8 protein-coding genes are annotated in these 12,828 nt (G+C 40.2%); 3 read left to right on the plus strand and 5 right to left on the minus strand.

Features of this window, described 5'->3' with window-relative positions:
• Window positions 1-66 precede the first annotated feature (66 nt).
• Entirely contained in the window at window positions 67-1,362 is a 1,296-nt protein-coding gene (locus ABIS04_RS15185) for a sigma 54-interacting transcriptional regulator (protein ID WP_350431595.1), read from the plus strand.
• A 336-nt stretch (window positions 1,363-1,698) separates the two neighbouring features.
• Here the strand turns inward: ABIS04_RS15185 and ABIS04_RS15190 are convergent, their stop codons facing one another.
• Together ABIS04_RS15190 and ABIS04_RS15195 are read right to left on the minus strand one after the other, a co-directional pair.
• Window positions 1,699-2,502 (minus strand): alpha/beta hydrolase, encoded by an 804-nt coding sequence (locus ABIS04_RS15190; protein WP_350431596.1) that lies wholly within the window; start codon window positions 2,500-2,502, stop codon window positions 1,699-1,701.
• A gap of 3 nt (window positions 2,503-2,505) precedes the next feature.
• A complete protein-coding gene (locus ABIS04_RS15195) occupies window positions 2,506-3,525 on the minus strand; it encodes a DUF2817 domain-containing protein (protein ID WP_350431597.1) in 1,020 nt (339 codons plus the stop codon).
• A gap of 243 nt (window positions 3,526-3,768) precedes the next feature.
• Between ABIS04_RS15195 and ABIS04_RS15200 the strand changes: the two genes are divergently transcribed.
• The gene (locus ABIS04_RS15200) at window positions 3,769-4,983 is read left to right on the plus strand and encodes a 4Fe-4S binding protein (protein ID WP_350431598.1); all 1,215 of its coding nucleotides are present in this window, start codon (window positions 3,769-3,771) and stop codon (window positions 4,981-4,983) included.
• A gap of 76 nt (window positions 4,984-5,059) precedes the next feature.
• Here ABIS04_RS15200 and ABIS04_RS15205 read toward each other — a convergent pair whose 3' ends face one another.
• From ABIS04_RS15205 to ABIS04_RS15215, 3 genes are all read right to left on the minus strand, one after another.
• A complete protein-coding gene (locus tag ABIS04_RS15205; RefSeq protein WP_350431599.1) occupies window positions 5,060-6,529 on the minus strand; it encodes a carbon starvation CstA family protein in 1,470 nt (489 codons plus the stop codon).
• A 440-nt stretch (window positions 6,530-6,969) separates the two neighbouring features.
• A complete protein-coding gene (locus ABIS04_RS15210) occupies window positions 6,970-9,549 on the minus strand; it encodes an acylase (RefSeq protein WP_350431600.1) in 2,580 nt (859 codons plus the stop codon).
• Between the two features lie 340 nt (window positions 9,550-9,889).
• Window positions 9,890-10,405 (minus strand): VF530 family DNA-binding protein, encoded by a 516-nt coding sequence (locus tag ABIS04_RS15215; RefSeq protein WP_350431601.1) that lies wholly within the window; start codon window positions 10,403-10,405, stop codon window positions 9,890-9,892.
• 307 nt (window positions 10,406-10,712) lie between these two features.
• Between ABIS04_RS15215 and ABIS04_RS15220 the strand changes: the two genes are divergently transcribed.
• On the plus strand, window positions 10,713-12,776 hold the full coding sequence (locus tag ABIS04_RS15220; RefSeq protein ID WP_350431602.1) for a TonB-dependent receptor domain-containing protein: 2,064 nt from the start codon (window positions 10,713-10,715) through the stop codon (window positions 12,774-12,776).
• Window positions 12,777-12,828 lie beyond the last annotated feature (52 nt).

Genomic DNA, 12,828 nt, shown 5'->3' on the forward strand with positions numbered 1-12,828 from the left:
ATTTTTGTATTTTTGTTAATATAATTGCCATATATGTCAAATGTATTGACAAAAATGGAGTCCGTTATGCAGATTAACCTCCAAGATATCAATCAAGACTTTGCCACTATGCTAAATGCTTATGACTGCCCTGCCATTTTGGTTACCCCCGCATATCAGATACTTGCAAGTAACCAACGGTATCTTGAAAGTTTTGGCGCAATAGATCAGGAACAACCAGCTTATTGTTACAAGGTGTCACATAATAATGAGGTCCCCTGTGACCAAGCAGGAGAGGCCTGTCCATTATCTGCCGCAGGCATTTCGAGGAGAAAAGAACGTGTATTACATATTCATCATTCTCCCCGGGGTACAGAGCATGTCGACATCGAAATATTGCCTATTGTTGACGACAAAGGAGAGATTAAATTTTTTGTCGAATTGTTAAAGTCAGTCACCCTGGCAAAACCCCAAATTGGCAATAATGAAATGGTCGGTGCCAGTCCTGCTTTTAACCAATTAGTCGAAAATATTACCCGAGTGGCACCAACAGAAGCATCGGTATTATTAGTGGGAGACACAGGTACAGGTAAAGAAATAGCGGCTTCAGCTATTCATCTCGCAAGTCATCGTAAAACTCAGCCAATGGTGATACTGGAATGTTCAGGCCTCACTGAAACCTTATTTGAAAGTGAATTATTTGGCCATATAAAAGGAGCTTTTACTGGCGCAACATACAATAAACACGGCCTAGTTGAAGTGGCCAATGGAGGTACATTGTTTTTAGATGAAATTGGCGATGTACCTTATGAACTACAAATAAAGCTATTACGTTTAATTGAAACCGGCACTTATCGGTCAGTGGGCAGCAGAGAAACCAAGCTGTCAGATTTCAGACTTATTTGCGCGACTCACCAAGATATTTTTTCAATGGTAGAGCGTGGGGAATTCAGAAGAGACTTATACTATCGCATTAATGTATTCCCTATTCATATCCCCTCTTTAAATAACCGTAAAGATGATATAGCACTTTTAACCACCGCGATTCTGCAGCGAATAGATGACAGTGGACGATACACGGTAACTGATTCTGCAATAAGTTTATTAAAAAATCATGATTTTAAAGGTAATATCCGAGAACTGCGCAATATACTCTCCCGTGCACTAGTGCTAGCAAACACACAAATTATTGATGAAAATGTGATTAAATCCTGTCTTGAAATTGATCGCAAAATAGAAAATAATTCAAAGTATATGATTGATTTGAAAAGCAATGAACAAAGATATTTACAACGTCTTTTAGAGTGTGTTAATGGCGATAAAGACAAAGCCGCAGCTTTGGCAGGCATTAGTACTCGCTCATTATATAGAAAGTTACAGTAGGCACTGAGCTGATTGCGAACGTTATTCGAGCAATTCCAGAGAGATTTTGACCAGCTCAATTGCTTATGATCTCATTTCATTATAGTTTACTAAAACTGACAAAATGACAGCTAAATTCATGGCTATCATTACACCACTCGCCAAGTCAGTTTAACCATGCAAGTTGAAGAAACCGTTTATTATTGTCAACAGATTTTAAGCGAAATCGCTGCTATGAAAAACCGTGCTTACAGACATAACAGTGGCTAGCCAACACTGTTCGTATTGCTTCGTCCATACAGAGTAAAGCTTAGTTTTTTGAATTTAATATCAACAAGCAAGTTTGAAGATTTACGCTTAGGTTTTGGCAATCTGTTGTAACAATTGTAATAGCTCTTTAGGTTGGTCAAGACTCGCATCATGACCACAGTTGTCGATTTTATGTAGTTGAGTTTGATAAAAAACTGCTAAATTATCACTGCATTTGGGGTAAGCGAGTTGATCTTGATTTGCCACAATGACACTCACCGCAATTCTCGGCAATGTCGGACAATTAAAACCTGCGCAAGCATAAAGTTGACGTAAGCCATTACTGAACGAAGTATGTTGTTGCTGCCTCATCACACTCCACGCTTGTAATACTTCGATATTGTTACATTGATTACGGCTGGTATACTTTAATACAATAGATTCAATAATATGCACATGTGATTTGTGCGGATTATTACCGCGTAAATCTGACATTAGCTCACCCATTGCCCCCCATAGCGCTTTTACACTACACACTAATAAGGGCGCAAGCTGAAAACGTAGATACCAAGTTGAAATATTTGCTGCGCTGCTATTAATGACCACCACTTGCTTAACACTTTGCGGTCGATGAGCAGCCATTTGCAGCGCCAACATTCCACCCATTGACAACCCCACCAGCATTAACGGTGAATTTAACTCTGGAGACTCAAGCATTGCTGCATCTATTTGTTGCCACACGGAATCACAATACTGGTCTATCGACAACGGACTTACCTGCTGCGCTAAACGCCCATTACCGGGTAAATCGACACAAATAAGATTAATACCCTGCTGCTGTATAAGCCGATCAAAACCATACCAATGACGGCTATCACGCATTAATCCTCGCAGTAACACCCAAGTGGTCATTTTTTATCCTCGCGGTGTCCAAAATCGATTGGCTTGTTGGGTCAATTGGGTCAGCTGAGTCGGTTTAACCTGTTCAATAATTTGCGCATACGCTGCATCAATCAAGAACTGCATTAACACCACGTGACGACGTAAAATCCGTTGATGGCGATGGCTTTTTTGCGGATTAAAATACCCAGGAAAATTAAATAACTGACGTGGATTTTTACGCACCCAAGCCCACGACCCCATTTCTAACGTTAACGGAATAAATGGTTTATGGTTAATATCATTCGCCACCAAATAATCCCAAATATCACCATGGGTACGATAAAAATGACTTTGTGGCGCTAACCGATAATGGCCATGATGAGGATAACCTTTTTCGAACAGTTGCATTAAATGGTAAATATAGCCTATACCCGCAAACGGTTGCCGAGTATGCGCATGAGGAAACCATAGATGGTCTCGTAAACCAAAACCAGAATGGGCATCTAACGCAATCACACTGGTACTTTGGTGTTGTAGTTGTTGCACATACTTCACTAAGGCTTGGGTTTCGAGCTCCATACCATGTTGACCACGATACCAAGGTAAGCATGATGATAGTCGCTGCCCACCCACCAGAAAAGTGACCTCTTCATCTGAATCAATAGGGGCATTGCGCATTAAATCAACGTTATTAGCATTACCACGACTACCTCGTAAAAAGCCCGCCGGATTCGCCACCGGCACAAAGGCTAAACGCACATGTTTAAGTAATTGCTGTAAATGAGTATCCCAAGGAAGTCGATTAACTAAGCTGTCTAAAAAAGCTAACACCACTTGTGCACCAATGCGCTCAACCCCGTGAACACCACCGACAAATAATACTGTAGGGCAAGGTTGTTGCTGCTGCCCAAGTTCGATGGCGGTTACCGATAGTTTTTCACCACGATAATACAAATCAGCCAATGACTTATGTCTAAATTGATGTTGATGCTGGGCAATTAAGCGCTTTAACGTATCGATCTCGAACGAATGCTCAAATGAAAACTTAACCATTAGCCACTTTTTACGGTCACAAAAATGATCTTAATAATTTAACCCTAAAATAAGACAAGTTCATGACAACACTTTGAATCACTAAATAACACATTCCTTAACAATGTTTACATAAACCAAACAAATCAATATAGATCATATATTTAGAAATCAATTATTGGCTTTGGCGACCCAACTCACATTTACCCGTGCGCAGAGGTTTTATCATTATTGACAGGAAATAACACAACACAGGCATTCACAATGAGTACAATTGAATCAATCACCTTAATGCTAGCCTTAGTATATAGTACCAGCCTACTATATTGGGGTGGCAAAAAATGGGGAGCATTGGTCAGTGGATCATTATTGCTCGGCGCAACCCTTGCGAGCTTTTTCTGGCCGCTACTGCTTATATTATTAATCGCCGTTATCGCTGTGACTGCACTAGGTCAATACCAACCCGCCTTTGCTAATGCAGAAGGCAGACCCAATAGAATACGTGAAATTTGCCAACACTTCTTTGCCCTTTCCATGTTATTAGTTGGCGTACAATATGCCATTAATGCTGGAATGTTGTATGCCGGAGAAACCCCTTGGTTAATGCGACCTGATATTGGTGATGCTTTTTTACCGATTGCTGGCGGTATTGAACTTAAAGCTATTTTAACCTTAGGCTTATGGGATCAAAATCACCCCGCTGCCGTGGTTATGCTGTGTGTTGTGCTATTAACAGGGTTAATTTGCAAACGAGCTTTTTGTGGCTGGGCTTGTCCATTAGGCTTAGCTGGCGAATATTTATTTAAACTCAGAAAACGTTTTATTCCTGCCGAACTTTTGCCACCAGCTTGGATAGACTGGCCTCTTAGAATGGTAAAATACTTATTATTAGCTGCACTGGTTTATTTGGTCTTTTCAATGCCAGCTGCAAGTATTCCTAATTACTTGCAAGGCAATTATCATAAAGTAGCCGATTTAAAAATGGCAGTATTTTTTATGATGCCATCAATGATAGCGTTAATCGCTTTCAGCATTATCTTTGCGTTAGCAGCATGGCGTCGCCAAGGATTTTGTCGTTACATTTGCCCTTATGGCGCAATGTTAGGCATAGTGAGCTTTTTTAGCCCGTTTAAAATTCGTCGCGATACGCAACATTGTTTAATTGAAACCAAAGGCATGAGTTGCGACAAATGCACTCGAGCCTGCCCAGCTAATATATCTGTACATACTCAAAAGAATATTCACTCAGACGAGTGCCAAGCATGTATGCGTTGTGTGTCTGCTTGTCCTAAAAAAGAAGCGCTACAATTTAGTACTCGTAATGGTATTAAACTTTCTGCCAGAGGCTTAATGATTTTATTGTTTACTCTTATGTTTATGGTGCCACTATTCGCTTATGTAAGTGGTTATTGGCACAGCCAAACACCTGACGATATAAAGATGGAATTAATTCAAAAACTGGATCGTGTCGGTCATTAATTTTAATATTCACTTTTATATGAACAACAAAAAGGGCTGCACTATGCAGCCCTTTTATTATTTAAACAGTAACCAATTACACGACTGGTACTACTTTACGTTTATTGTGCGCAATAATCAGAGCAATAAGACATATCACTCCAACAGCAATACCCACTGGTTGACTTAGCTCTTGCGGTAAACCAAAACCAATACCTGCGGTCATGATATACGACACTGTCACACAAGTACCGATAGTGGCGGGTATACTCACAATCCAATGGAAAGTACCGCGATCAAATAGATACTTCGTCGCTAGCCACAATACGCTGGTAGATAACAACATATTTGAGAATGCGAAATAACGCCAGATTAGAGTGAAATCAATCTTCGTCATAAAATAAGCAATAATTAGAATAGGAATCGCAACGAATAAACGGTTTCTAATACTTTGAGGGATTTTAAACGCATCAATAATGGTTAAGCGTAATGCTCTAAATGCTGTATCACCAGAAGTAATAGGGAAAATCGCAACAGCGATAATCGCCATAATACCACCAGCAGCCCCTAAGTAAGTGGTCGCGACTTGGTTAACCACCATTCCTGGGCCGCCTATATCGAGAATACTCTTAAGTTCGACATAACCACCAGGGAAAGCAGCAATACCTGCAGTAGCCCAAACACATGCAACAATACCTTCGGCAACCATTGCACCGTAATACACTGGACGAACGTATTTTTCGTTAGTTAAACAACGCGCCATAATAGGTGCTTGAGTTGAATGGAATCCGCTGATGGCACCACAAGTAATAGTAATAAATAACAATGGCCATACTGGTAACCCACTTGGGTTAGGTTCCAATAAGTCATTGTTATAGTGACTGTGATCGAAGTAAGCAAAGATACCGTCTATTGTCGGTAATTGTGGCGCATGGATGAGTAACGCAACAGCAATTGATGTTGTCATTACTATCATGAGTAAACCAAATAATGGATACAATTTGGTTATGATTTTATCAATCGGTAGCAAAGTAGCGAGGAAGTAATAACCTAAAATGACTAATACCCAAAAGGTATTGTTACTTAAAAAAGTGTCTTTAAAATAATCTAAATTACTCAGCAGCCCTGCTGGGCTCATAATAAATACAACACCAACGAAGAAAAGTAACATGGCAGTAAACACCAACATGGCACCTTTAAAGTATATGTTGAAATACTTTCCTGCAATTTCTGGTAAGCTTTTACCGTCTTCTTTGATACTCATTACACCAGAGAAGTAATCGTGAACCGCGCCACCAAGTACATTACCAAGAACAATCCAAACCAACGCAATAGGACCATAAAGCGCACCTAAAATTGGCCCAAATATCGGTCCTACACCCGCAATATTAAGAAATTGAATTAAGAATGCTTTAACCGGATGAACTGGAACATAGTCAACGCCATCATTAAATCGTGTTTGTGGGGTTTTGATATTTGGGTCGATACCCGCTTGTCGCTCAACGAACGGGCTGTAAAACTTGAACCCGAGCACTAGCACCCCGATGCAAATGAAGAAAATCAGCATATTATTATCATCCATTTTTTATAGAAATATATTTATATGTTGAGTGTGTTTCAGATAGCATTTAAGGTCAAGCTACGGGGTCTTATACCAAAGTAGGGATTGCTATTAATAATTTGGTATGCATATATACTCACTTTGTCGATAAACTATAATCCTGTTAATAGCTTACCCCTTCACTTCAATAATATGCGGTTTTATTACGGATATTAACGCAGCATAATAATTTATAAATAAATCATCACCGACCACCTACTGCATGTAAATTCACAAATTCCCACATAAATAACAAGGATTAATATACTGTATTGAATGGCGCTCACTAGAGCGTATTTGTGCTGTGAAAAACATCAATCGTCGCTTATTCGTTTATCCAAAATAATGAAACCTCACCGACAAGTCTCGATGAGGTTTCATGGGCCAACACAATGTTGTTTTATCGTCTATCTTTGCAAGGTTAACTCGACAGTAGATTCAACAGATGCTTGAATTTCCGCTTCAGTAAATAACAATGGCCTTAATTGTTTGGCCGAAGAATACAACTCACTTTGATCGGAGAAGCTTGGGCTTAACACATTACTAGACTCAGAATATGTCAAAATACCTTTTGCCTTAGGGCCATCATCAGTAAAGCTTACGGTCATCATCCAACTTGAACCATAACGCACTTGATAACCTTCTGCCGTTAATCCTGATGCAGCTGCCTTGCCTGATACAACATCCATAACAGGACTATACGAGTGTTGAGGGATTAAGGTGTCATCACCAGATAAACTGGTCGAGAACACGTTAAATCCACCTTCTGCATTATGACTTCCAGGCCAAGGCAATTTAACCCCTGATGCAGTGCCATCGGGAAGAGACTTCTCAACAAATTGCACATCCCCTAACGCCGCATCAACCGCAAAGCCTGCTGCTTCAAGATTCAAAGCTGCATGAGCTAAAGCGATTAACGCACTGCCATCAGTATTGAGTTTGCTAGGCGTGGTTGCTGCACTCATATAATCAAATGCTTCGGTTAGCATGGTATTTTGATCAAACTGATGGGCAAACTCACGAACTAACGCCCCACCCTTGCTGTCATTATCTTGTTTACCGTTCCACGCTGTTAGTGCTGTACATGATGCAGATACATCTTTAGACAAGGTATCGTTCACCATGACTGGGGTGGCACCTTGTTGCTCACACTGGCTAATTAAGTCAGTTAGTACCAACTCAGCAAGATAAGCGCGGTTAGATAATAAAGCAGCTTCTAACTCCTCAAGCGAAAATTTACCATCGTCACCAGCGGCATCATCCATTAAGGTTAATCCCATACGAGTACGTAACGATAATTGACCTCGCTCTGGACCATATAAAGGAGAGTAGTTTTCAAGTGGTTCAGATAAGTTAGTCGACCAAAATGAGTTATTTGAGTTTTGCACAAAGTCACTGCGTTCAAGTTTGGGTGCGCGTTCATAAGGCATCGGTGAATCATAACTGAATAACGAGTTATTACCCGGCAGAATAGTAAAGCCTGCTTGTGTTCTAGCGGCCTGAATTTCTGGTGTGGTTTTAATGATATTGACGACTAAATCAGAAAATCCTGGAACGGTAGAATCATCAATATAAAACGCATTACCTTCTTTATCTGCGTACATAGTGTTGTTAAAAATCACGCCATCATAATTTTTAAATGCTTGCTGAAACTCCTCTTTATTGGATGCGAGGTTCATAGCTAACCAATGATCAATGGGATCTTTATTGGCCATGTTAGCATCTTGAATAAAGAAAGCTTGGCCATCGTCCCATCCAAACGGCGCCAATGCTGGTGGCGCTTCAACCATAGGACCTTTAGCTGTGGTGTAAATGTCTTTTTCTGCCACCAACATGCCTGCAGCCCCTGCATTGACTAATACTGAAATCGTTTCTTTAGTGATCGGCAATGCCGAACCATCATACATATATTGCAATCTATCACCGGCAACTAGCTCTAGGTTATACATCACAAAGTGTTCTGCTGTTGAAAAGGTATGTGTCCAAGCAACATCTTTGTTAAAACCAATGTTAACCAACCCAGGCATACCCACTAACGAGCCACCCATCACATCCATTTGTCCTGGTATGGTTAAATGTGACTGCCAAAAACGTAAGTTACCTGTGTGTGGAAAATGCGGGTTGCCTAACACCATGCCTTTACCGTTTTCAGTTTTATCTTTCCCCAATCCCCAGCCATTAGAGCCCAAGTTTCGAGGATTTGTTTCGGGAGTGGTTATGTTTGCAGCCCGTGCAATTAAGGTGTTGTTCATGTCGCGTATAAATGTAGTTTGTGCAGCAGAAGGTGCGGGGCCAACTATGCGAGGTAAATACTCTTCTGCATCGCCGGGATTAGCATAGAATATCAAATCTAAAAAGTTGGCTGCACCGGGTAATAATGCGATGGAAAATAGATAACTGGCAACATCGACACCATCAATAGGTTTAACCCATGGCTGACCTGCACAAAATGGTTCACCCGTTTGAGCTCCGGCTTCTACATCGGCAAGGTATTGATTATAACCAGCACTAAAACCTTCCATTAAGGCACGCGAGTTATAACTAAATTGTGGGTACTGCTCTTCTGCAAGTTGTCTAATTTTTAATGCTTTGTAAGCAAAATCAGAGATTAAATTGCCGTTATCCTCACTGGTAGGGAGGCCGGAAGCAAAATCAAACGACGCATGGGGGCCAAAATACATTGACCGCTGCGAATTAGCTTTAATAAATCCATCGGCCATTACACATAAATTATCTTGTGCTTGCGCATAACCGTTACCGAAACCAAGGCTTTCCAAATTATCTGCGGTGATATGTGGCACACCGTACTTCGTTCTGCGGATTTGCGCTTTTAAGGTGCCATTTGGAGCAAAGGCTTGTAGTAGAGGAGTCACTTCGGGTTCAGGGGTTACTTGAGGTGTTTTGCCATATTGAGTGTCATCATCGCAACCGACAAGAGCGACACTAGATACCATGCCGATAGCGAGCAAAATTTTATTCAATTTCATTATTATTATCCTTGTTGTATCCCAATGCTAAGCACACTGGGTGAGGTATTTAATCCTTTATGCCTCAATTTAAGTTAGCTGCGCGCCCAAAGTAATCCCAACGACCTTGAAGCGAATGTGCAGCGCTTAAATACAACAAAGACATGCATTGCTATTTAAGCAATCATTCTCTCGGGTGTCTACTCCTTGATAAAAATATTCGAAAAAATCTCATAAAAACAATTAACCCTATGTAGTTAAATGAAAAATATAACTTTCGATTTTCCATAAAAAACGCAACCTAACGATAATATGCTTATCGTTAGGTTGCGAAGACTTTAATATAACATCTATCTAATGGTTATTTATTCCACGGATTGTTTGGATCAAATATAGGTTGCGGCTTATTTTTATTATTGCGCTGTGTTGCGGCATCACTGTCATTTGAACGACTCGACGAAGAATATGAAGATGATGACGAAGATGCATATGAACGACTTTGATTATGTTTCATCTGTTCATAATCCGCGGTTGCTTTGGCTTTCAACTCGGCAACTAACTCAACCGTTAAAGGTTGCGGCTTACGCGGTAAAATACCATCAGCAAAGCCACGCTCACGAGGTTTTAACTCGAACTGAGCTGAGTTACCTTTTGGCATACGCTTGAAACGATACAAATAGAAATTTTCAACACGTTCCCTCGCCCATTCCGTCTTTTTAAGGAACTTAACACAAGCGTCCAAATTAGGATTGGTATTAAAGCATTCTAAACGCAAGGCCGCGTATAAAATTTTCCAATCATAAAACGCCACCAACTCAGATATCATCGTTTCTGATTTTAAACCATGAAGTGGATTATTTTGCTGCAGTTCTACCATGTGATCTCATGACCTCGAAAGCTGTCTCTATAATGTATAGTCTACCGTTAAAATGCGCTATCGTCTTTATGCATCTTCAGATGCCCTACTAATGTGTAATAAAAACAGCTTACCTTTTGAGTCTATAAATAATCATTTCATTCATTCCAGCATAAACAGACAAACATCTCGGTTAAAATAACAACGCCTTAGTTAACATAAGGTTAATTAGCCCGCAAATTGAAACCAATAGAGTGACATTTAGTTAACAGCGTGTGTTAAAGTAGCGCGATTAAAATAGATCATCACTGGTTTCAAGGACATTGGTTTGAAGTTATCACAAAAATGCTTGTACTTATTTATGTTAATCTCGCCTTATGTTGCTGCAGAAGAATCCCTAAGCAATCTAGACTTAGATTTAGATTCATTGATGGCGATGGATGTACAAGTGACTTCCGCGATGAAAAGAACCCAATCAGCCTTTGAAACTGCCTCATCTATATATGTATTAACCAAAGAACAAATCACTCGTTCAGGTGTAACATCTGTACCAGAAGCCCTTAAAATGGTTCCAGGATTAGCCGTTAGACAACTTGATAATAATCAATGGGCGATTTCTTCTCGTGGCGTAGCCTCACGATTTTCCAGTAAATTACTGGTCATGATCGACGGCCAAAGTTTGTATACCCCAGAGTTTGCTGCCGTTTATTGGGAAACGTTAAATGTGCCATTATACGATATTGAACGTATCGAAATTATCCGAGGTCAAGGTGGACTGCTGTGGGGTAGCAATGCCACCAATGGCGTGATTAATATTATTACCAAAAACAGTATCGATACGAGAGGCATACATGCAGATGTCAGTAGCGGTAGCCAACTAAATATCGATACCAATCTTCGATATGGTGGCGATATCGGTAATAACGGCAGTTTCAGAGTGTATGGACACGCTAAAGATGCGCAAGCGTCAGACAAAGGGAGAAGAATAGCACCAGCTGATTTTTCCGAGCAACAATCGGCAGGAGCACGGTTTGACTTCACCCCGAACGATCAATGGTCAGGTCTTATTCAAGCTGATGTCACTCAGTCAACATTAGGGCAAAACTATAATGGTGTTGTTGATAGTAGTAACCGAAATATCTCATTTGTTGGCACTGTAGATCGTACCGATTCGCGCATTATGGCTCGGTTAGAAAATCGAATTTCGCCTTTTGCTAACCAAATGCTACAAACATCTTGGTTAAAACAAAGTGGCAATCAAGCACATATTCAAGAAAAGTTCGAATCATTTGATCTTGATTACCAAATCAACTTTTTGTATCAAGACTTGCAATTTGATTGGGGGCTTAATTATCGTTACAACTCTATTTCATTTGCACAAAGCACTTTTATACAAAGTGGCGGTGGTTTTGACAACCTTGAGCAGTACGGCACATTAGCGCAAGTTCAATATAACCTACTAGCTGACAAATTAGACTTCATTATGGGTGTTAAAGTTGACCATAACGATTTAACAGGCTGGGAAAGCCAACCTTTAGCAAAGTTAGTGTGGAAACCACACAATAACCAAGTTTTATGGCTATCGGCATCAAAAAGTGTAATGGTGCCCTCGTTACTTCTGTTTAACGATAAATTCATCATTGATGGTTTAACAGTTGAAGAGGTTTCACCTATTACCACTGGAATTGCAGAAATAGATCAATATTACATCCGAACTTACTTAAACGGTAATAATGACGTAAAATCAGAAAAATCAGTCTCTTACGAAATTGGCTATCGTTTATCTGATGCGACATGGGCACTCGACTTATCGCTTTATCACACTGACACCGATGACGTGGCTGTACTCGAAATAGATGCCAACGTTGATCAGTTCATCCCTGTGTTTGCAATGTTACAGGCAGGGCAGATTGATTCGGCCTTACAAACCTTAACTACCACATCTATTAACTTCGACTTAGTATCAAATGCACAGCTCACGACTGAAGGTGGTGATATTATTTTAACTTGGCAACCTTTTGATAGTTTTTCAGCCGAATTAGGTTATAGCTACAACACCTTTAAGTACAACTTAGTGGACAATACCTTTCCAGCCTTCGGCTTTGACTCAACGAGTCGTCAACTCTTCACTAAAGCTGATATACATTTTCTTGAGCAGCATAATATTTTTGCGTCACTCAGAGTTGAAAATAGTGATGCCTACGGAACAGAAAATTATACCGCATTAGATTTAACTTGGAACTGGACTTTTCATCCTAACTGGTCCTTCGCTATTATGGGTAAAAACCTGTTTGCGGGCTCACATCTTGAATATGGTAATTATGGTGAAACATACACTCGCCCAAATTACATCGACGAAACTGTTACCTTTAAAATTACGGCGAAGTTCTAACTAATTAGATGCTAACGATTAAACACCTACTGTTCGGATTATTATTAACACT

The organism is Shewanella sp. H8, from assembly GCF_040285065.1.
GTDB classification, from domain to species: domain Bacteria; phylum Pseudomonadota; class Gammaproteobacteria; order Enterobacterales; family Shewanellaceae; genus Shewanella; species Shewanella polaris.

Bases quoted from the DNA above. Each gene is read 5' to 3' on its own strand.
- ABIS04_RS15185 (WP_350431595.1), top strand. From the start codon at position 67: ATGCAGATTAACCTCCAAGATATCAATCAAGACTTTGCCACTATGCTA.
- ABIS04_RS15190 (WP_350431596.1), bottom strand. From the start codon at position 2,502: ATGACCACTTGGGTGTTACTGCGAGGATTAATGCGTGATAGCCGTCAT.
- ABIS04_RS15195 (WP_350431597.1), bottom strand. From the start codon at position 3,525: ATGGTTAAGTTTTCATTTGAGCATTCGTTCGAGATCGATACGTTAAAG.
- ABIS04_RS15200 (WP_350431598.1), top strand. From the start codon at position 3,769: ATGAGTACAATTGAATCAATCACCTTAATGCTAGCCTTAGTATATAGT.
- ABIS04_RS15205 (WP_350431599.1), bottom strand. From the start codon at position 6,529: ATGCTGATTTTCTTCATTTGCATCGGGGTGCTAGTGCTCGGGTTCAAG.
- ABIS04_RS15210 (WP_350431600.1), bottom strand. From the start codon at position 9,549: ATGAAATTGAATAAAATTTTGCTCGCTATCGGCATGGTATCTAGTGTC.
- ABIS04_RS15215 (WP_350431601.1), bottom strand. From the start codon at position 10,405: ATGGTAGAACTGCAGCAAAATAATCCACTTCATGGTTTAAAATCAGAA.